At 64.2% G+C, this 21,733-nt stretch carries 9 protein-coding genes; 6 read left to right on the forward strand and 3 right to left on the reverse strand.

The genetic code is table 11. The features are described from left to right. The first annotated feature begins 52 nt into the window (after window positions 1-52). On the forward strand, window positions 53-12,997 hold the full coding sequence (locus tag FIV38_RS23090) for a non-ribosomal peptide synthetase (RefSeq protein WP_092235315.1): 12,945 nt from the start codon (window positions 53-55) through the stop codon (window positions 12,995-12,997). Window positions 12,998-13,163: 166 nt separating this feature from the next. On the opposite strand, the gene dsbG is transcribed toward FIV38_RS23090, so the two are convergent. The 3 genes from dsbG to dsbD are packed head-to-tail and all read right to left on the reverse strand — an operon-like array spanning window position 13,164 to window position 16,500. Then, a complete protein-coding gene (gene dsbG, locus FIV38_RS23095) occupies window positions 13,164-13,925 on the reverse strand; it encodes a thiol:disulfide interchange protein DsbG (protein WP_092235318.1) in 762 nt (253 codons plus the stop codon). Continuing rightward, complete coding sequence (locus FIV38_RS23100; RefSeq protein WP_029298147.1) at window positions 13,901-14,770, reverse strand: TlpA disulfide reductase family protein; 870 nt, start codon at window positions 14,768-14,770, stop codon at window positions 13,901-13,903. Before FIV38_RS23100 ends, dsbG begins: the two co-directional genes overlap by 25 nt. Then, window positions 14,770-16,500 carry a protein-disulfide reductase DsbD gene (gene dsbD / locus FIV38_RS23105; protein WP_029298149.1) on the reverse strand — a complete coding sequence of 577 codons (1,731 nt, stop codon included), beginning with the start codon at window positions 16,498-16,500 and terminating at the stop codon, window positions 14,770-14,772. The genes FIV38_RS23100 and dsbD overlap by 1 nt, the downstream gene beginning before the upstream one ends. A gap of 171 nt (window positions 16,501-16,671) precedes the next feature. Between dsbD and FIV38_RS23110 the strand changes: the two genes are divergently transcribed. From FIV38_RS23110 to FIV38_RS23130, 5 genes are all read left to right on the forward strand, one after another. Then, window positions 16,672-17,352 (forward strand): response regulator, encoded by a 681-nt coding sequence (locus FIV38_RS23110; protein WP_029298151.1) that lies wholly within the window; start codon window positions 16,672-16,674, stop codon window positions 17,350-17,352. Further along, a complete protein-coding gene (locus FIV38_RS23115) occupies window positions 17,352-18,671 on the forward strand; it encodes an ATP-binding protein (RefSeq protein ID WP_092235322.1) in 1,320 nt (439 codons plus the stop codon). Before FIV38_RS23110 ends, FIV38_RS23115 begins: the two co-directional genes overlap by 1 nt. A gap of 123 nt (window positions 18,672-18,794) precedes the next feature. Continuing rightward, window positions 18,795-19,568 carry an N-acetylmuramoyl-L-alanine amidase gene (locus tag FIV38_RS23120; protein WP_092235324.1) on the forward strand — a complete coding sequence of 258 codons (774 nt, stop codon included), beginning with the start codon at window positions 18,795-18,797 and terminating at the stop codon, window positions 19,566-19,568. 155 nt (window positions 19,569-19,723) lie between these two features. Continuing rightward, on the forward strand, window positions 19,724-21,136 hold the full coding sequence (locus tag FIV38_RS23125) for an aspartate aminotransferase family protein (protein ID WP_029298156.1): 1,413 nt from the start codon (window positions 19,724-19,726) through the stop codon (window positions 21,134-21,136). 79 nt (window positions 21,137-21,215) lie between these two features. After that, the gene (locus tag FIV38_RS23130; protein WP_029298158.1) at window positions 21,216-21,440 is read left to right on the forward strand and encodes an MbtH family protein; all 225 of its coding nucleotides are present in this window, start codon (window positions 21,216-21,218) and stop codon (window positions 21,438-21,440) included. The last annotated feature ends 293 nt before the right edge of the window (window positions 21,441-21,733 follow it).

Below are 21,733 nucleotides of genomic sequence, written 5' to 3' on the forward strand. Positions count from 1 at the left end.
ACGCCCTCTATCCCCGATTTCCCCGTAAGCCGATTTCAGGCAGGAACCCCCCATGATGGACGCCTTCGAACTTCCCCGCACCCTGGTCCAGTCCCTCCAACGCCGTGCCACGCAGACCCCGGACCAGGTGGCCCTGCGCTTCCTGGCCGAGTCCGCCGACGACACCGTGGTGCTCAGCTACCGTGACCTGGACCTGCGCGCCCGCACCATTGCCGCCGCCTTGCAGGCCTCGGCCGGGCTGGGCGAACGTGCGGTGCTGCTGTTCCCCAGCGGCCCGGATTACGTCGCGGCGTTTTTTGGCTGCCTGTATGCCGGGGTCATTGCGGTGCCGGCGTATCCGCCAGAGTCGACCCGTCGCCATCATCAGGAGCGGTTGCTGTCGATCATCGCCGATGCCGAGCCAAGGCTGTTGCTGACCAGCAGTGGTTTGCGCGACTCCCTGGGGCAAATCCAGGAAGCGCCGCCCTTGCTCTGCGTGGATGAGTTGCACAGCGAAAGCGCTGCCGGCTGGGTCGCACCAGACCTGCAGGACGACGACATTGCCTTCCTGCAATACACCTCCGGCTCCACGGCCTTGCCCAAGGGTGTGCAAGTCACCCACGGCAACCTGGTGGCCAACGAACTGCTGATCCGCCGTGGCTTTGGCATCGACCTCAACCCCGATGACGTGATCGTCAGCTGGTTGCCGCTGTACCACGACATGGGCCTGATTGGCGGCCTGTTGCAACCGATCTTCAGTGGTGTGCCGTGCGTGTTGATGTCGCCGGCGTACTTCCTCGGCCGGCCCTTGCGCTGGCTGGAAGCGATCAGCCAATACCGCGGCACCATCAGCGGCGGCCCCGACTTCGCCTACCGCCTGTGCAGCGAGCGGGTCAGCGAGTCGGCCCTGGAGCGCCTCGACCTGAGCCATTGGCGCGTGGCTTATTCCGGCTCCGAGCCAATCCGCCTGGACACCCTGGAACGTTTCGCCGAGAAATTCGCCCGCTGCGGCTTCACCCCGAACAACTTCTTTGCCTCCTACGGCCTGGCCGAAGCGACCTTGTTTGTCGCTGGCGGCACCCGTGGCCAGGGCATCCCGGCCTTGCGCCTGGACGAACAGGCGCTGGCCGCCAATCGCGCGGAGCCGGGGCAGGGCAGCGCGATCATGAGCTGCGGCACCAGCCAGCCCGAGCATGGGGTGCTGATCGTCGAGCCCCATACCCTGGCGGAACTGGCCGACAACTGCGTCGGCGAAATCTGGGCCACCGGCCCGAGCATTGCCCACGGCTACTGGCGCAACCCCGAAGCCACCGCCAAGACCTTCGTGCAGCATGCCGGTCGCACATGGCTGCGCACTGGAGACCTGGGCTTTATGCGTGACGGCGAGGTATTTATCACCGGGCGCCTGAAAGACCTGCTGATCGTGCGTGGCCACAACCTGTACCCGCAAGACATCGAGCAAACCGTCGAGCGCGAAGTGGAAGTGGTGCGCAAGGGCCGTGTCGCGGCGTTTGCGGTGAATGACCAAGGCCTGGAAGGGATTGGCATTGCTGCAGAAATCAGCCGCAGCGTGCAGAAGATCCTGCCGCCCGAAGCCCTGATCAAAGCCATCCGCCAGGCGGTGGCCGAGGCCTATCAAGAGGCGCCGTGCGTGGTGGTGCTGCTCAATCCCGGCGAGCTGCCGAAAACCTCCAGTGGCAAGGTCCAGCGTTCGGCCTGCCGCACTCGCCTGGCCGATGGCAGCCTCGACAGCTACGCGCAGTTCCCCGATCAGGCCGTGCAGGCCGGTGAGGGCGCCTTGGCGTCGGCGCTGCAACAGCAGATCGCCGCGATCTGGTGTGAGCAGTTGCAAGTGCCACAGGTGGCTGCCGATGATCACTTCTTCTTGCTCGGCGGCAACTCCATCAGCGCCACCCAGGTGGTCGCCCGCCTGCGCGAGAGCCTGGGCCTGGAGCTTAACTTGCGCCTGTTGTTCGAAGCGCCGGTGCTGGCTGATTTTGCCGCCAGTGTCGGGCAACTGCAGCAGGACGGTGGCGTGGCCCAGGGCGCAATCAACGCCTTGTCACGCCAGCAGGATATGCCGCAATCCCTGGCGCAGAACCGCCTGTGGATCACCTGGCAACTGGACCCTCACAGCAGCGCCTACACCATCCCCGGCGCCTTGCGCCTGCGCGGCGAGCTGGATGAAGACGCGCTGCAGGCAAGCTTCGCGCAACTGATCCAGCGCCACGAAGCGCTGCGCACGCGTTTTTATGAGCGCGATGGCCAGGGCTACCAGCGTGTCGATGCCCAGCGCGAGTTTGCCGTGCAAGTCATCGACCTGCGCGACTTGCCCGTGGCCGAGCGTGAAGCCCGCGCCGCACAGATCCGCGAGGACGAGGCGCGCACCCAGTTCGACCTGGAGCAGGGCCCGCTGCTGTGGGTCACGCTAGTGCGTCTGGACGATGAGGATCACCAGTTGCTGGTGACGATGCACCACATCATTGCTGACGGCTGGTCGCTGAATGTATTGATCGATGAGTTCTCGCGCTTCTACGCCGCCGCGTCCCAAGGCCAGCCCCTCGCGTTGCCAGCCCTGGCCGTGCAGTACGCCGACTACGGCAGTTGGCAGCGCCAATGGCTGGCCGAAGGCGAAGGCCAGCGCCAATTGGCCTACTGGCAGCGGCAACTGGGTGACGAACATCCCACCCTGAACCTGGCCACCGATCACCCGCGCTCGGCCCAGCAACGGCACAGCGCTTCGCGCTACAGCGTGCGCCTGGATGCGGACCTCGGCGCAGCCATCCGCCAGACTGCCCAGGCCCACCAGGCCACGCCATTCGTGTTGTTGCTGGCGGCATTCCAAAGCCTGCTGCACCGCTACAGCGGCCAGCGCGATATCCGCATCGGCGTGCCCAACGCCAACCGCGGGCGTCACGAAACCCAGGGCCTGATCGGCTTCTTCATCAACACCCTGGTGCTGCGCGCCGAGGTGGATGCGCGCCTGCCGTTCAGCGAGCTGCTGGCGGCGACACGCCTGGCGGCCACCGAGGCCCAGGCCCATCAGGACTTGCCGTTCGAACAACTGCTGGAAGCTTTCCCACAGGCCCGGGAACAGGGGCTGTTCCAGGTCATGTTCAACCACCAGCAGCGCGACCTCAGCGCCTTGCGCCGCCTGCCGGGCCTGCTCGCGCAAGAGTTGCCATGGCATAGCCGCGAAGCCAAGTTCGACCTGCAACTGCATAGCGAAGAAGACCGCAGTGGGCGCCTGAGCCTGTCATTCGACTACGCCGACGAACTGTTCGACGCCAGCACTATCCAGCGTCTGGCCGCGCATTTGGTCAGCCTGTTGCAGGCTGTATGCGCGCAACCGCAACAAGCGCTGGGCGACATCCCGCTGCTGAACGCCAACGAACACGCCCAGCAACGCACCTGGAGCGAGGCACCCTGCGCACCGGCGCAGCACCTGGTGCCGGAGCAGCTCAACCAACATAGCGACGAGCGCACCGCCCTGGTCTGGCAGGACGCCAGCCTGACCTTTGGCCAACTGCACACCCAGGCCAACCGCCTGGCCCATTACCTGCGTGACAAAGGCGTCGGCCCGGACGTGTGCGTGGCGATTGCCGCCGAGCGCTCGCCACAACTGCTGATCGGCTTGCTGGCGATCCTCAAGGCCGGTGGCGCCTATGTGCCGCTGGACCCAGACTACCCGGGCGACCGGCTGGCCTACATGCTGGCCGACAGCGGCGTGCAATTGCTGCTGACCCAGACCCATCTGCTGCAACAGTTGCCGGTGGCCGAAGGCGTATCTGTGATCGTCATGGACAGCCTCAAGCTCGACAGCTGGCCGACCCAGGCGCCGGGCCTGCACCTTGATCCCGACAACCTCGCCTATGTGATCTACACCTCCGGTTCCACCGGCCAGCCCAAGGGCGTGGGCAATACCCATGGCGCCCTGGCGGAGCGCTTGCAATGGATGCAGGCCACCTACCAGTTGGATGAAAGCGATGTACTGATGCAAAAAGCACCGATCAGTTTCGACGTGTCGGTGTGGGAATGCTTCTGGCCGCTGATCACCGGTTGCCGCCTGGTACTGGCCGGCCCCGGCGAGCATCGCGACCCCCATCGCATTGCGCAGCTGGTGCAGGAGCACGGGGTGACCACCCTGCATTTTGTGCCGCCCCTGTTGCAGCTGTTTGTCGATGAGCCCCTGGCGGCCAAGTGCACCAGCCTGCGCCGGGTGTTCTCCGGTGGTGAAGCCTTGCCCGCCGAATTGCGCAATCGGGTCCTGGCGCAATGGCCAGCGGTGCAGTTGCACAACCGCTATGGGCCGACCGAAACCGCCATCAACGTCACCCATTGGCATTGCCAGCGTGCAGATGGTGAACGCTCGCCGATCGGCCGGCCACTGGGCAATGTGATTTGCCGGGTACTGGACGCGCAATTCAACCTGCTGCCTGCGGGTGTGCCGGGCGAGCTGTGCATCGGCGGGATTGGCCTGGCCCGCGGTTATCTGGGGCGTGCGGGGCTGACGGCTGAACGTTTTGTGGCCGACCCACTGGGCGCGGCGGGCGCGCGCCTGTACCGCACCGGCGACCGCGTGCGCTGGGCTGCCGATGGTGTGCTGGAGTACCTCGGGCGCCTGGACCAGCAGGTCAAGCTGCGCGGGTTTCGCGTCGAACCGGAAGAAATCGAGGCGCGGCTGCTGGCCCAAGACGGCATCGCCCAGGCGGTGGTGCTGATCCGCGACACCGCCGGCGGAGCGCAGTTGATCGGTTACTACACCGCCAGCGGCGAGCTGGCTGAGCAGGACGTGAAAGCCGCCCTGGCCGCCGAGTTGCCGGAGTACATGGTGCCGGCGCAACTGATACGCCTCGACGCCATGCCGCTGAGCCCCAGCGGCAAGGTGGATCGTCGTGCCTTGCCGGAACCGGTGTGGCAGGTGCGTGAGCACGTAGAGCCGCAAACCGCGCTGGAACAACAAATCGCCGGGATCTGGCGCACGGTGTTGGGCCTGCCGCGTATCGGCCTGCGCGACGATTTCTTCGCCCTTGGCGGCCACTCGCTGCTGGCCACGCAAATCATCTCCCGTACACGCCAGGCCTGTGATGTGGAGCTACCGCTGCGCACCTTGTTTGAAGCCAGCGAGTTGGGGGATTTTGCCGAGCAGGTCCGCTTGATCCAGGCCAGCGGCCAGCGCCACCAACAGACCGCGATTGGCAAGGTCGATCGCAGCCAGCCGGTGCCGCTGTCCTATTCCCAACAGCGCATGTGGTTCCTCTGGCAAATGGAGCCGGACAGCCCGGCCTATAACGTCGGCGGCATGGCGCGCTTGCGCGGGGTGCTGGATGTGGGGCGTTTCGAGGCGGCGTTGCAAGCCTTGATCATGCGCCACGAAACCCTGCGCACCACCTTCCCGAGCATCGATGGCGTGGCCCGGCAGAAAGTCGCCGCGCAAAGCAGCGTGCGCATGAGCTGGCAGGACTTCTCGGGCCTGACCGAGGCCGAGCGCCAACTGCGCTTGCAGCAACTGGCCGACCAGGAAGCCCACAGCCCGTTCAACCTGGAGACCGGGCCATTGCTGCGCGCCTGCCTGGTCAAGGCTGGCGATCAGGAGCACTACCTGGTGCTGACCCTGCACCATATCGTCACCGAAGGCTGGGCCATGGACATCTTCGCCCGTGAACTCAGCGCGCTGTACGAAGCCTTTATCGATGAGCGCGAATCGCCGCTCGAACCCCTGCCAGTGCAGTACCTGGACTACAGTGTGTGGCAGCGCCAATGGCTGGAGGCCGGTGAGCGTCAGCGCCAGCTCGACTACTGGACCACGCAACTGGGCAACGAACATCCCTTGCTGGAACTGCCCAGCGATCGGCCACGCCCGGCGGTGCAGAGTCATCAGGGCGAGTTGTACCGTTTTGACCTCAGCGCCGACCTGGCCGCCAGGGTTCGCGCCTTCAATGCCGAGCATGGCCTGACGCTGTTCATGACCATGACCGCAACCCTGGCGACGCTGCTCTACCGCTACAGCGGCCAGACCGACCTGCGCATCGGCGCGCCAGTGGCCAACCGGATCCGCCCGGAAAGCGAAGGGCTGATCGGTGCCTTCCTCAACACCCAGGTCGTGCGCTGCCAGCTCGACGGGCAGATGCGCGTCGGCGAGCTGTTTGAGCACGTGCGCCACACCGTGATCGAGGGCCAGTCCCATCAGGACCTGCCATTCGACCATCTGGTGGAAGCCCTGCAACCGCCGCGCAGTGCCGCGTATAACCCGCTGTTCCAGGTGATGTGCAATGTGCAGCGCTGGGAATTCCAGCAAAGCCGGCAACTGGCCGCAATGACCGTCGAATACCTGGCCAACGACGCGCGTGCCACCAAGTTTGACCTCAACCTGGAAGTCACCGACCTCGACCATCGCCTGGGTTGCTGCCTGACCTACAGCACCGACCTGTTCGACGAGCTGCGCATTGCACGCATGGCGGCCCATTGGTGCAACCTGCTGGAGGCGCTGATCGCCGATCCGCAGCAGCGTTTGAGCGAGCTGGCGCTGCTGCAGATCGATGAGCAGCGTGCCCTGCAAGACAGCCTCGGGATCGAGGCCGGCGAGCACCGTCTCGACCAGTGCATCCATCATCTGTTCAGCCAGCAGGTCCAGGCCCGTGGCGAGGCCCCGGCGCTGACCTTTGCCGGCCAGACCCTGAGCTACCGCGAGCTGGACAGCCGCGCCAATCGCCTGGCCTGGATGCTGCGCGAGCGTGGGGTTGGCCCGCAGGTGCGGGTCGGCCTGGCGCTGCCGCGTTCCCTGGAAATGGTCATCGGCCTGCTGGCGATCCTCAAGGCCGGCGGCGCCTATGTGCCGCTGGACCCGGAATACCCGCTGGACCGCCTGCACTACATGATCGAAGACAGCGGCATCGGCCTGTTGCTCAGCGATGCGGCGATGTTCGATGCCCTGGGCACGTTGCCCGCCAGCGTCAGTTGCTGGTGCCTGGAAGATGACCTGCCGGTGCTCGCCAATTATCCGGCCAGCGACCTGCCGGCGATCAGCCTGGCGCAACATCAGGCTTACCTGATCTACACCTCCGGTTCCACCGGCAAGCCCAAGGGTGTGGTGGTGTCCCACGGTGAAATCGCCATGCATTGCCAGGCGGTGATCGAACGTTTTGGCATGCGTGCAGAGGATTGCGAACTGCATTTTTATTCGATCAACTTCGACGCCGCCACCGAGCGCCTGCTGGTGCCGCTGCTGCGCGGCGCGCAGGTGGTATTGCGCGCCCAGGGCCAATGGGATGCCGAAGAAATCTGCGGGCTGATCCGTGAGCATCGCATCACTATCCTCGGCTTTACCCCAAGCTATGGCAGCCAGTTGGCGCAATGGCTCGCTACCCAAAACCAAACCTTGCCGGTGCGCATGTGCATCACTGGCGGCGAAGCCCTGACCGGCGAGCATTTGGCGCGTATCCGTGCGGCGTTCCAGCCGGCGCTGTTTTTCAATGCCTACGGGCCGACCGAAACGGTGGTCATGCCCCTGGCCAGCCTGGCCCCCGAGGTGCTGGAGGAGGGCGCTGGCAGCGTGCCGATCGGTAGCATCATCGGCGCGCGGGTTGCCTATATCCTGGACGCCGACTTGGCACTGGTGCCCCAAGGTGCCACTGGCGAGCTATTCGTCGGCGGTGCCGGCCTGGCCCAGGGTTATCACCAGCGTCCAGGCATGACCGCCGAGCGTTTTGTGGCTGACCCGTATGCCGATGGCGGGCGGCTCTATCGCACCGGCGATCTGGTGCGCCAACGCGCCGATGGCCTGGTGGAGTACTTGGGACGGATCGACCATCAGGTGAAAATCCGTGGTTTTCGCATCGAACTGGGCGAGATCGAAACCCGCCTGCTTGAGCATGAGGCGGTGCGTGAGGCGGTGGTCCTGGCCCTGGACGCGCCGAGTGGCAAGCAACTGGCGGCGTATCTGGTCAGCGATGCCAGCGATCACGCCGCCTTGCGCGAGGCGCTCAAAGTGCACCTCAAGGCGCAACTGCCGGACTACATGGTGCCCACGCACCTGATGGTGCTGGACAGCATGCCGCTGACCGCCAACGGCAAGCTCGACCGCCGCGCCTTGCCGCAACCGGACGCCGAGGCCAATCGGCAAGCGTACGTGGCGCCGAGCAATGAGCTGGAGCTGAGCCTCGCCGCGATCTGGTGTGCGGTGCTTAACGTGCAGCAGGTCGGGCTGCACGACAACTTCTTCGAACTGGGCGGTGATTCGATCCTGTCGATCCAGGTGGTCAGCCGGGCGCGGCAGGCGGGGATTCACTTCAGCCCGCGCGACCTGTTCCAGCACCAGACTGTGCAGGCCCTGGCGACGGTGGCCACGCGCAGTGAGCAGATCACGGCCGAGCAGGGTGTATTGACTGGCCCTTCGGGCATGACGCCGATCCAGCATTGGTTCTTCGACAGCCCGATCCCGGCGCGTCACCACTGGAACCAGGCGCTGCTACTGGCGCCGGTGCTGGCCCTCGACCCGCGCCGTCTGGAGCAGGCGCTGCTGGCGGTGCTGGAACATCACGACGCCCTGCGCCTGAGCTTTACCCAGCGCGATGCGCAATGGCATGCCGAGCATCTGGCGGTGCCGGAAGGCGGGGTGTTGTGGCTGGCCCAGGTGACGGATATGCAGCAGTGCGAGGCGCTGTTCGCCGATGCCCAGCGCAGCCTCGACCTGGAACACGGCCCGTTGCTGCGCGCCTTGCTGGTGGACGGGCCGATGGGGCAGCAACGCTTGCTGATCGCGATCCATCACCTGGTGGTGGACGGCGTGTCCTGGCGTGTATTGCTCGAAGACCTGCAAAACGTCTATCGCCAGTTGAGCGACGGCCAGGCAGTCAGCCTGCCGGCCAAGACCAGCGCATTGCGTGACTGGGCCGCGCGTTTGCAGGCCTATGCCAGCAGTGAATCCCTGCGTGAAGAACTGCGCCTGTGGCAGCAACAGTTGGCCGGCCCGGCGGTTGAACTGCCGGTGGACCGCGCGCACGGTAGCCTGCGCAATCGCGACGCGCAGACCGTCAGCGTGCGCCTGGATGCCGAGCGCACCCGCCAATTGCTGCAGCAGGCGCCGAGCGCCTATCGCACCCAGGTCAACGACCTGCTGCTGACCGCACTGGCCCGCGTGCTGTGCCGCTGGAGCGGGCACGAGTCGACGCTGATCCAATTGGAAGGCCACGGCCGCGAAACCCTGTTCGATGAGATCGACCTGACCCGCAGTGTCGGTTGGTTCACCAGCGCGTACCCGCTGCGCCTGACCCCGCTGGATATCGAGGAGGCCAGCGGCCAGGGCGCATCGATCAAGGCGATCAAGGAGCAACTGCGCGCGGTGCCCCACAAGGGCCTGGGCTATGGCGTGCTGCGGTACCTGGCCGACAGCACCTGTCGCCAGGCCATGGCCGCGTTGCCGAGCGCTTCGATTACCTTCAATTACCTGGGGCAGTTCGACCAGAGTTTTGATAGCCAGGCGCTGTTCCACCCACTGGAAGCGTCTGCCGGCCCGGCCCATGATCCGGATGCGCCGCTGCCCAACGCCTTGAGTGTGGACAGCCAGGTGTATGGCGGCGAATTGGTGCTGCGCTGGACCTTCAGTCGCGAACGCCACGACCAGCAGACCATCAGCGAACTGGCCGATGCCTACCTGGGCGAGTTGCAAAGCCTGATCGCCCATTGCCTGCGCGACGACGCCGGTGGCCTGACGCCGTCCGATTTCCCCCTGGCGCACTTGACCCAGGCGCAGCTGGATGCGTTGCCGGTGCCGGCCAGCGCCATCGAGGACGTGTACCCGCTGACACCGATGCAGGAGGGTTTGCTGTTGCATACCCTGCTGGAGCCGGGCACTGGGCTTTACTACATGCAGGACCGCTACCGCATCAACAGCGAACTCAACCCCGAGCGCTTTGCCCTGGCCTGGAAAGCCGTGATCGCCCGGCACGAGGCCTTGCGTGCGTCGTTCTGCTGGAATGTCGGCGAAGACATGTTGCAGGTGATCCACAAGCCCGGCAGCACGCCCATCGAATACCTGGACTGGACCGGTACCCCGGCCGAACAACAGGAGCCACGCCTGCAAGCCCTGCTCAAAAGCGAGCGCGAGGCCGGTTTCGATCTGCTCAACCAGGCACCGTTCCACCTGCGCCTGATCCGCGTCGGTGAAGCCCGCTACTGGTTCATGATGAGCAACCACCACATCCTGATCGATGCCTGGTGCCGCTCGTTGTTGATGAATGACTTCTTCGATATCTACATGGCCCTGGGTGAAGGCCGCGAGGCGCAGTTGGCAGCGCCGCCACGCTATCGCGACTATATCGCCTGGCTGCAACGCCAGAACCTGGCCGAGGCGCGGCAGTGGTGGCAACAGAACCTGCAAGGCTTTGAGCGCACCACGCCCATTCCGAGCGACCGGCCATTCATGCGCGAACACGCCGGCCATAGCGGCGGCATGGTGGTGGGTGATTGCTACACCCGCCTGGATGTACGCGAAGGTGCGCAATTGCGCGAGCTGGCCCAGGCGCATCAGTTGACCGTGAACACCTTCGCCCAGGCGGCGTGGGCCTTGGTGCTGCGGCGCTTGAGCGGCGAGCGTGACGTGTTGTTCGGCGTCACCGTGGCGGGGCGCCCGGTGGACATGCCGCAGATGCAGCGCACGGTCGGCCTGTTTATCAACAGCATCGCCCTGCGGGTCAAGGTGCCTGAGGACGATCAGCCGTGCAGCGTGCGCCAGTGGTTGAGCACCTTGCTCGACAGCAATATGCAACTGCGCGAATACGAGTACCTGCCGCTGGTGACGATCCAGGAGCACAGCGAACTGCCCAAGGGCCAGCCGCTGTTCGACAGCCTGTTTGTATTTGAAAACGCCCCGGTGGAAGTCTCGGTACTGGACCGCGCACAAAGCCTGAATGCCACCTCGGACTCGGGCCGCACCCACACCAACTTCCCGCTGACGGCCGTGTGCTACCCAGGTGATGACCTGGGGCTGCACCTGTCCTACGACCAGCGCTATTTCGATGAAACCACCGTGCAAGGCATGCTGGCTGAGTTCAAGCGCCTGCTGCTGGCGCTGGTGCAGGGCTTCCATGGCGACATGGCCGACCTGCCGCTGATCGGCGAGCAGGAGCGTGAATTCCTGGTGGACGGTTGCAACCAAAGCGCTCATGACTACCCGCTGGAGCGCAGCTACGTCGAACTGTTCGAAGAGCAAGTGGCGCAGCATCCGCAGCGCATTGCCGCCAGTTGCCAGGACCTGCGATGGACCTATGCCGAGCTCAACCAGCACAGCAACCGCCTGGGCCATGCGCTGGTCGCGGCGGGTGTCGGCCTGGATCAGCCGGTGGCACTGCTGGCCGAGCGTGGCCTGGATCTGCTGGGCATGATCATCGGCAGCTTCAAGGCCGGAGCGGGTTACCTGCCGCTGGATCCTGGCCTGCCGACCCAGCGTTTGAGCCGGATCATTGACTTGAGTCGCACGCCATTGCTGGTGTGCACCCAGGCTTGCCATGAACAGGCGCAGGCCCTGCTCGAATATTTTGCCTGTGGCGCGCGGCCCAAGTTGCTGGTGTGGGAAGAGGTGGAGGGCGCGGATACCGACCCGGGGATCTATAGCAACGGGGACAACCTCGCCTATGTGATCTACACGTCCGGCTCCACCGGGCTGCCCAAGGGCGTGATGGTCGAACAGCGCGGCATGCTCAACAACCAACTGAGCAAGGTGCCGTACCTGCAACTGAGCGAGCAGGATGTGATCGCCCAGACGGCCTCGCAGAGTTTTGATATTTCCGTGTGGCAGTTCCTCGCTGCGCCGCTGTTCGGCGCGCGGGTGGACATCGTGCCCAACACCATTGCCCATGACCCGCAGGGTTTGCTGACCCATGTCCAGGCCCAGGGCATAACGGTTCTGGAAAGCGTGCCGTCGCTGATCCAGGGCATGCTCGCCCAGGACCACATCAACCTGGATGGCCTGCGCTGGATGTTGCCGACCGGCGAAGCGATGTTGCCTGCGTTGGCACACCAATGGCTGTTGCGCTACCCGGATATCGGCCTGGTCAACGCCTACGGCCCGGCAGAGTGCTCGGATGACGTGGCGTTCTTCCGCGTGGACCTGGCCTCGACCCGTGGCACCTACCTGCCGATTGGTACACCGACGGATAACAACCGTTTGTACTTGCTCGATGGCGCGCTGGAGCTGGTGCCGCAAGGTGCGGTCGGTGAGTTGTGCGTGGCCGGCACCGGTGTGGGCCGTGGTTATGTCAGCGACCCGCTGCGCACCGCCCAGGTGTTTGTGCCGGATCCGTTTGGTGCACCGGGGGAGCGGTTGTACCGCACCGGCGACCTGGCGCGTCGGCGCAGTGACGGCGTGCTGGAGTACGTCGGGCGTATCGATCATCAGGTGAAGATTCGCGGTTATCGCATTGAACTGGGTGAAATTGAAGCGCGCCTGCACGAACAGCCCGAGGTGCGCGACGCTGCGGTGGGTGTGCAGGAAGGCGTGAATGGCAAGCACCTGGTCGGCTACCTGGTGGCGAGCGAGGCCAGCCTCAACCCCGGTGAGCGCCTGGACCGCATCAAGCAACGCCTGCGTGCCGAACTGCCGGAGTACATGGTGCCGTTGCATTGGCTATGGCTGGAGCGCCTGCCGCTGAACGCCAACGGTAAACTCGACCGCAAGGCCTTGCCGGCCCTGGAGATCGGCCAACTGCACAGCCAGGACTACTTGGCCCCGCGCAGCGAGCTGGAGCAAACCCTGGCCACGATCTGGGCCGAGGTGCTGAAGGTCGAGCAGGTGGGCGTGCTGGATAACTTCTTCGAACTGGGTGGGCACTCGTTGCTGGCCACGCAAATCGCCTCGCGCGTGCAGAAAACCCTGCAGCAGGATGTACCGCTGCGGGCGATGTTTGAATGCAGCACGGTGGCGGAACTGGCGACCTATATCGAAGGCTTGGCGGCCAAGCAAATCAGCGCCGGGGCGGTGGATCGGTTGAGTGATTTGATGGCGGAGCTGGAGGGGCTTTAAGGCTGGTGGTCGTTTCCCAGGAGCGCTTCGGGGGGGCGACGTCGCTGGTCGGTTGGATAGGGTTTTTCGTGGGTTCTGTAAGGACTAATGGCGTAAGGAAAACGTTGTAAGTGTGAAAAATAATGCTCCCTCGCTACGAGGGAGCATTATTTATAGGCCGTCGTAGCTATTTGGGGCCTAAGATTTTCCCCAACTTATCCGGCGACGGCGCCCCTTGCTGTTGCTGCAGTTGGCCCTTGTCATCCAGATAGAAAATCGCCGGGGTGGCCGACAACTCCAATTCATCCATCAACTTCATGTTGGCATCGAGCTTGGTCTGGATCTCGGCCGGGATCTTGGCCAACGCCTTGAGCTTGCTGGCTTTACCCGCAGACTCATGTTCTTGCAGGGCCTGGGCTGTGTCTTTGCTCGCCAGTAGCGCCGCGGACTTGCCGGGGCTGTCCTCGCGGATGATTCCAACCATGATGTGCCGCAACTGCACCTTGCCGGCCTTTACCCAGGGCCGTGCCTGTTCCCAGAACATGTTGCAGTACGGGCAGTTGGGATCGCTGAACAGGTAGACGGTGCGCGGTGCGTTTTTATCGCCGTCCTGGATCCAGCTGCTCTGTTCCATCTTGGCCCAGATTTCCTTGGCCATTGGCGCGTAGACCAGTTTTTCCAGGGGCGCGGTGCTCAGGTCGTTGCCCTTGGCGTCGTACAGGTTGCCGGCGAGCACGTGTTGGCCATCGGCGGTCAGGTACAGCGCCATGCCGCGGTTCTGGTACTGCGCGGCATACCCCTTGAGGCCGCCTGGTGCGTCGAAGCTGCCGATGATCTTGGCGCCTTTGGCTTCGATCTGTTTGATCGGTGCGGGCCATTCTTCAGCGTGTACGAGGCCGGCGGCGAGGGTCAGGGGCAACAGGGTCAGCAGGTGGCGGAGGCGGGGCATAGGGGTTTCCTTGTTGGGGCCGGCTGGGCGGCGGTCGAGTCCGTGGGGGCGAAAGATTCCATGGCACGGGCCAGGCTGGCCTGGGACAACTCGCCCAGGTGGCTGTTGATAAGACGCCCGTCGGGTTGATAGAACAGGGTAGTGGGCAGGGCCATGGAACCCACGGCCTGGCCGAGACGACCACTGGCATCGAACAGTACGTTGTCCAGGTTCAGGCCCTGGGTGGCCAGGTAGGTGCTGACGCTCTGCATGCTTTCGGCCTGGTTGACGAACAGGAAGGTCACGTCAGGCCGTTGCTTCTGGGCGTTTTCCAGGACTGGCATTTCTCGCCGGCAGGGCGGGCACCAGGTGGCCCACAGGTTGATGACCAGCGGGCCGCCCTGATAGTCGGCCAGTTGCACGGTTTCGCCATCGGCATTGCGCAGGGCGATGTCGGGCAGGCGGGTGCCTTTTTCGTAGATGTTCAGGGAGAAACTGGCCAGCGCCCAGAACGCCAGGCCGGTGATGACCCCGGCGCTCAACGGCTTGCGCAGGGCCGGGCGCCGCCAGCCCCAGAGCAGGGCGCCGAGCAACAGGGCGATGACGCCGGGCCAGGCGAGAAAGCCGCCGTCGCGCAGGTCGACGATTTGCAGGGGATCGTCGCGGTAATAGGCCCAATACATCAGGACAAAGCTGACCCGCGCACTGAGCATGCCCAGCAGGAACAGGCTGAACAGCACCGATTCGGGGTTCTCGCCGCCACGCTTGGCCACGCGCCAGCCCACCAGCGTGGCGAGGATCAGCGCACTGATCAGCAGCAGGTGGTTCAGGGCGATGGCGAAGGTGCCGATGGTCAAGGTCAGCATCAGCGCGCGTCCCGGGTCTGGGTCCAGCGTTGCAGGAAGGCTGCGGCATCCACTTCGCCGGTGATGCGCTGGGCGCGGCGCTCTTCACCCTCGGGGCCGATCCACACAAAACTGGGTGGCCCGGGGACTTTGTAGCGGCCCAGCAGTTCGCGGCTGGCGGCGTTGTCGGCAGTCACGTCCAGGCGCAGCAGGCGCACGTCCTTGAGTGCAGCCATCACTTCGGGTTTGCCGAACACCTGTTTTTCCATGATCTTGCACGACACGCACCAGTCGGCGTAATAGTCCAGCAGCACCCATTGGCCCTGGGCCTTGGCGCTGTCTAGCTGGGCTTGCAGGGCCGCCGGGTCGTTGATCGTGGTGAAAGCGTCATGGGCCGTCGGAGCGCTGGCGGCCGGCGAACCGCCGAAGACCTTCAGCGGCTGCCACAGGTCATCGCTGCCTCCAGCGGCGCCCACGACCAGGATCGCGCCCCACAGCCCCAGGACCAGGGAACCTGCGCCCAGTACCTTGGCCGCCAACCCGTATTCGCGGGCCAGGCTCCAGCCGCAGTAGGCCATGACCAGTGCCAGCACGCCCCACAGACCCAGCCACAGGCTTTCGTCGATCACCGGGCGAATCATCAAGACGGCGGTGGCAAGGAACAGGAAGCCGAAGATGCCCTTGAGCACATTCATCCACGTACCCGGCTTGGGCAGGAAGCGGTTGCCCACGGTCACCAGCAGCAGCAAGGGCACGCCGATACCGATGCCCATGGCAAACAGGATCAGGCCACCGTGCAGGGCGTTGCCGCTTTGTGCGATGTACAGCAGGGCGCCGGCCAGGGGCGCGGTCATGCACGGGCCCACCAGCAGGCCGGACAAGGCGCCGAGCACGCCGGCCCCGACCAGGCTGCCGCCGCTTTGCTTGCGGGTGACGTTGTCCAGGCGGTCGCGCAGGAAGGCCGGCAATTGCAGTTCGAAGAAACCGAACATCGGCAGGGCCAGGATCACGAACAATGCGGCGAAGCTGCCCAGAATCCAGGGGGTTTGCAGCAGGGCGGCGAGGTTGCTGCCGGCCAGCGCGGCCATTACGCCGAGTGCGGCATAGACCAAGGCCATGCACACCACATAACTGCTGGCCAAGGCAAAACCACGGCGTGGGCTGGCGCCGCTGCCCACCACCAGGCCGGCGAGGATTGGCAGCATCGGCAGCGAGCAAGGAGCAAATGCCAGCAACAGGCCCAAGCCGAAGAACACCAGCAGGCTCCAACCCAGGCTGCGTTGTTGCAGGCCACTGGCCAGGCTCTGATCCTGGGCCTCGGCGGTGGCCGCCACGGCGGGGTTGCCGCCCAGGTCCACGGTGATCGATTGTGGCGGGTAGCACAGGCCGGCATCGGCACAGCCCTGCCAGCCCAGCTTGACCTGGCCGGTGGCGTCGGCCGGGAGTTTCACTTCCAGGCCCTGGCGATACACTTGCTGTTCGCCAAAGAACTCATCGCTGTGGGCTTCGCCTTGCGGCAGCACCGGCTGTTGGGCCAGGCCGTCGAACTTCATGCGTTGCTGGTAAAGGTAATAACCGTCGGCAATCTGCCAATACAGCTGGGTTTCACCGGAAGCCAGGCGCTCGGAAGTAAAGGTGAAGGCCTTGCCCACCGGGAGGAATTCAGGTTGGGTCTCGAATGGATTGTTGCCAGGCGCGGCCTGGGCCAATCCAGTGAACAATACCAGCAGGAAGATAAACAGATGCCGCATGGTCAAGCCTTAGTTCGATGCAAGTGGGGCACACAATGTGTGGCGCTGATTAACCGATGATTAACCGGGCTATTCTAGAGTGTAGGGATTATCTGAGCGTGCATCTTTTAGCGGCATAATGCGCGCTTAATCCGCCATCCTTTAAATCAGCACTTTTGCAAAGGGCTCACCATGCACGTACTGGTCTGTGAAGACGATGAACTGATCGCCAGTGGCATCGTTGCCGGTCTTGGTGCCCAGGGCTTTACCGTCGAGCGCGTGGGCACGGCAGCTGCCGCCCGGGCGATGCTCAAGGCAGCGCAGTTCGACATCATGGTGTTGGACCTCGGCCTGCCCGATGAGGACGGCCTCAAACTGTTGCAGCAACAGCGCAGTGCGGGCCTGGAAATTCCGGTGCTGATCCTCACCGCACGGGATTCGGTGACCAACCGCGTCGACGGCCTGCAAGCCGGCGCCGACGATTATCTGCTCAAGCCTTTCGACCTGCGCGAATTGGCCGCCCGCCTGCAGACCCTGCTGCGCCGGGTGGCTGGGCGTAGCGTCGACCTGATCGAACATGGCCGCCTGAGTTACAGCCCCAGCAGCCGGGAAACGCTGCTGGGCGGCAAGCCGGTGGACCTTTCCCGTCGCGAACAGGCGTTGCTGCAGGCACTGCTGCACAACCGTGGCCGCGTGCTGTCCAGCGAGCAACTCAAAGACAGCGTCTATGGCTTTAACGATGAGCTGGAAAGCAACGCCTTGAACGTGCATATCCACCACCTGCGCCGTAAGTTGGGCAACGGCATTGTCGAGACCGTGCGCGGCCTGGGCTATCGCCTGGGCCCGGCGGATGCTGGAGATGACGCCTCGTGATGAGCCTGCGCCTGCGCCTGACATTCAAGCTGGGCGCCGCTTTTGTGTTGATCTGGGTGCTGGCGGCGGCCTGGATGCTCAACGACCTGCGTAACCAGATGATGTTTTCCCTGGACCAGCGGCTGGTGGCTTCGGCGCGCATGGTGGCCGGGCTGATGGAGCAGATGCCGGGCCTGGCCAGCGTCGGCGAGGGCAAGCGCTTTGGTGCTGAGCAATTGAATGTGCCCGGTGGCATGGCGTGCCAGGTCAGTTCGTTGCGTGGCGAAGTCCTGGCCCGTAGCCACACCACCCCGGACCAGGGGTTGGAGTCCCGGCAGAGCGGTTTTCGCGACCAGATCATCGACGGTGCCGCTTGGCGCAGCTTTACCCTGGCTCGGGGCGATCTGTTTATCACCACCGCCGACCGCCAGGTGGAGCGCGAGGCGCTGAATATGTCGATCCTGTTGGCGGCCTCGGTACCGGTGGGCGTGGCCCTGTTGGGCTGCCTGTGCCTGTTATGGCTGGGGATCGGCCAGAGCCTGGTGCCGCTCAACCGCATGCGCGATGCCTTGATGCGGCGCAGCGCCGACTCCCTTGAGCCGTTGCAGATTCATCCGTTGCCCAGCGAGCTCAAGCCGTTGCTCGACACCCAGAACCAACTGCTGCAACGCATCGCCAAGACCATCGAGCGTGAGCGCCGGCTGACCGGCGATGCCGCCCATGAGTTGCGCAGCCCCCTCACGGCGATCAAGACCCATCTACAAGTGGCGCGCATGACCGAAGGCGCCGCCCGCGACCAGTCCCTGGCCCACGCCGAGGAGGGCGCCGACCGCCTGCATCGCACCCTTGAGCAATTGCTGCTGCTGGCTCGGGTCGAGGGCAGCCTGTCGTTTGATGACGGCTTGCAGTCCAGCGCCGAGCAAGTGGCACGCCTGGCGATCCAGGACGCCAACGCCGGGGATAATCGGCGTATCGACCTGATCCTGCCCGACAACCTGCCCCAGGACCCGGTGGAAATGCCCGTGGGCCTGGCGGTTGCCGCGTTGCGCAATTTGTTGGATAACGCCCTGCGCCATACACCGGCCGATACACGGGTGGAGCTGAGCGTGTTCACCCAGGGCAATCAAGTCGTGTTCCGCGTGCGCGACCATGGCGCGCCGATCTCCAGCGAAGACCTGCAACACCTGACCCAGCGTTTCTGGCGCAATGGCAACAGCGGCGGTTGTGGCCTGGGCCTGGCCATCGTGCAGGCGATTGTCCAGCGCTGTTCCTGTTCCCTGGCCTTCGACAGCCAGCCCGACGGCCTGCGCGTCGAACTCGGTATGCCATTGCGGCGCTGATCCTTCCTTGCATACACGTAACTACCGCCATCCTCAGGCCCGACGCTTCAGGATGGCGGTAATTTTTGTGTTTGTAGGTTTGCCGGCTGAATGACTCAGCCTGTATTGAAAAGGACAGCGCCTATGTTGGTCATCGATTCCACTTATCCCGCCCAGGATTTTAATCAGCGCAATGGCGAAGCCGTGCGCCAGTTGGTTGTGCATTACACCGCCGCGCCCTTTGCCTGCTCCCTGCGTACCCTGACCCAGCAGGGTGTCAGTGCCCATTACCTGTTGCCCGATCCCCACGAGGCCAGCTATCGCAATGCCGGCTACGACGAGCTGCGGGTGTTCCAACTGGTGGGTGAGCACCAGCGCGCCTGGCATGCGGGAGCCAGTCATTGGGCGGGCCGCGATAACGTCAATAGTCGCTCGATCGGCATCGAGATCGTTAACCTGGCCCGCGATGATGAGGGGGTATTTACCTTCCCAGCCTATGATCCGGAGCAAGTCGAGGTACTGATCGCGCTGATCCACGACATTTGCGCGCGTCATCCGCAGATAGGCTCCACTGATATCGTCGGCCATGCGGATGTGGCGTTCTGGCGCAAAAGTGACCCAGGGCCACAGTTGCCCTGGCAGGGTTTGTTCAAGGCGGGCATTGGCGCCTGGTTTGATGAAGGCGCCAAGGGGGCCTATGAGCGGCGCTTTCGCATGGGGTTGCCGCAGGAAGTGGAGATCGAACGGGCCTTCCAGCGCTACGGCTACGCCCCGGCGAAAAACCGCCTGGCGTTCCAGCAGCGGGTGCGCGCCTTCCAGATGCACTTTCGGCCCGCCGACTATCGCGGGCAACTGGATATCGAGACCTGCGCGATTCTTTATGCGCTGAATGAAAAGTACACCAGTGCCGGTGAGTGACCGGTCATTTGCCGGTTTTTCGCAGGCATTGGTGTAAATCTCCACGCCGCTGATGCGTTTCCAGAACAGGAAATCCGTGCGCACGCCCTTTGGGGGCCAGACGTCAACGGGTTGGCAGTTTGGTCACCATCATCAGCGTATTGAGGGATCTAGAGATGTCAGTCGCTACCAGTCGCATTGAGGATTCGCTGGCATCGGCCAGCCCGACTCCAGCAGAAACGCTTTACCAGTTCGATGAATCACCGCTGCTGGCCCGCCAGCGCCAGCAGGAGTCCAATGCGCGCAGCTACCCCCGGCGCATTCCCCTGGCGCTCAAGCGGGCCAAGGGTATTTATGTCGAGGATGTTGAAGGCCGCAGCTTTATCGACTGCCTGGCCGGGGCCGGTACATTGGCGCTGGGGCATAACCATCCGGTGGTGATCGAGGCGATCCAACAGGTGCTGCTGGACGAGTTGCCCCTGCATACCCTGGACTTGACCACGCCGGTCAAGGATCAGTTTGTGCAAGACCTGTTCGGCCTGCTACCCGCTGAACTGGCGCGTGAGGCAAAGATCCAGTTTTGCGGCCCCACCGGCACCGATGCGGTGGAGGCCGCGCTGAAACTGGTGCGTACCGCCACGGGGCGCAGCACGGTGTTGTCGTTCCAGGGCGGTTATCACGGCATGAGCCAGGGCGCGTTGAGCCTGATGGGCAGCCTGGGGCCGAAAAAACCGTTGGGTGCCCTGCTGTCCAACGGTGTGCAGTTTTTGCCATTCCCCTATGACTACCGCTGCCCGTTCGGCCTGGGCGGGGCAGAAGGGGTCAAGGTCAACCTGCATTACTTGGAAAACCTGCTCACCGATCCGGAGGCGGGCGTATTGCTGCCGGCGGCAGTGATCGTCGAAGTGGTGCAGGGCGAGGGCGGTGTGATTCCGGCTGACCTCGACTGGCTGCGCGGCCTGCGGCGGATTACCGAGCAGGCCGGTGTGGCGCTGATTGTCGATGAGATCCAGAGCGGTTTCGGCCGCACCGGCAAGATGTTTGCCTTTGAGCATGCGGGCATTGTCCCGGATGTGGTGGTGCTGTCCAAAGCCATTGGTGGCAGTCTGCCGCTGGCGGTGGTGGTGTATCGCGAGTGGCTCGACACCTGGCTGCCGGGCGCCCATGCCGGCACCTTCCGTGGCAATCAGATGGCCATGGCGGCGGGTTCGGCAGTGATGCGCTACCTCAAGGAGCACAACGTCGCTGATCATGCGGCGGCCATGGGGGAGCGCCTGGCTGAGCACTTGCGCATCCTGCAGCGCGACTTCCCGCAACTGGGGGACATTCGCGGGCGTGGCCTGATGCTCGGGGTGGAACTGGTCAACCCGAGCGGCACGCCCGACGTCCAGGGCCACCCGCCGGTCCATCGGCAATTGGCGCCGCTGGTGCAGCGTGAATGCCTCAAGCGTGGGTTGATCCTGGAGCTGGGCGGGCGCCATGGCAGCGTGGTGCGTTTCCTTCCCCCTCTGGTCATCACCGCCGCACAAATCGACCGGGTGGCAGAGATCTTTGGGCGGGCGCTGGCGGCAGCCGTGGCGAGTCTCTAATTTTCCGCTGCTGTCGTACGTTCCTACATACATCAGCCACGCGCAGTGCGTGGCAGCCTTTGAGTGACGGAGAACCGCAATGACCTCAGTATTTGACCGCGAAGACATCCTGTTCCAGGTGGTGGTCAACCATGAAGAACAGTATTCCATCTGGCCCGACTACAAAGCCGTGCCAGAAGGCTGGCGCACCGTGGGTAAAAGCGGGATGAAAAAAGAGTGCCTGGCCTACATCGAAGAGGTGTGGACTGATATGCGGCCGTTGAGCCTGCGCCAGAAGATGGATGCCCAGGCAATCGCTGGCTGAACGCAAAAAAATGTGGGGGCGGGCTTGCCCGCGATGGCCATGAGTATCTACACAACGCGCTCTTCTGGGTATGTGTACATATCCGTTGCCGCGGTCGCGGCGGGTATGGGTTCCGCTTTTACAGCGGCTCACTTTTGAACAGCGCAAAAGTAAGCAAAACGCTCTTGCCCCACCACTCGGTGCCTCGCCTAGGCTCGGCATGCCCGCAGTCAGGCATTGCTCCGTGGGCCCGCCGCGATCGGCCATCCATGGCCGTGTCGCGGCTACCCCGGCATCCTGCCGGGGTGCCCACT

Origin of the sequence: Pseudomonas proteolytica (assembly GCF_007858275.1) — a bacterium.
GTDB classification, from domain to species: domain Bacteria; phylum Pseudomonadota; class Gammaproteobacteria; order Pseudomonadales; family Pseudomonadaceae; genus Aquipseudomonas; species Aquipseudomonas proteolytica.

What these genes read in the sequence shown, in the direction of transcription:
- FIV38_RS23125 (WP_029298156.1), top strand. Translation starts at nt 19,724, where the DNA reads ATGTCAGTCGCTACCAGTCGCATTGAGGATTCGCTGGCATCGGCCAGC.
- FIV38_RS23115 (WP_092235322.1), top strand. Translation starts at nt 17,352, where the DNA reads ATGAGCCTGCGCCTGCGCCTGACATTCAAGCTGGGCGCCGCTTTTGTG.
- dsbD (WP_029298149.1), bottom strand. Translation starts at nt 16,500, where the DNA reads ATGCGGCATCTGTTTATCTTCCTGCTGGTATTGTTCACTGGATTGGCC.
- dsbG (WP_092235318.1), bottom strand. Translation starts at nt 13,925, where the DNA reads ATGCCCCGCCTCCGCCACCTGCTGACCCTGTTGCCCCTGACCCTCGCC.
- FIV38_RS23090 (WP_092235315.1), top strand. Translation starts at nt 53, where the DNA reads ATGATGGACGCCTTCGAACTTCCCCGCACCCTGGTCCAGTCCCTCCAA.
- FIV38_RS23100 (WP_029298147.1), bottom strand. Translation starts at nt 14,770, where the DNA reads ATGCTGACCTTGACCATCGGCACCTTCGCCATCGCCCTGAACCACCTG.
- FIV38_RS23130 (WP_029298158.1), top strand. Translation starts at nt 21,216, where the DNA reads ATGACCTCAGTATTTGACCGCGAAGACATCCTGTTCCAGGTGGTGGTC.
- FIV38_RS23120 (WP_092235324.1), top strand. Translation starts at nt 18,795, where the DNA reads ATGTTGGTCATCGATTCCACTTATCCCGCCCAGGATTTTAATCAGCGC.
- FIV38_RS23110 (WP_029298151.1), top strand. Translation starts at nt 16,672, where the DNA reads ATGCACGTACTGGTCTGTGAAGACGATGAACTGATCGCCAGTGGCATC.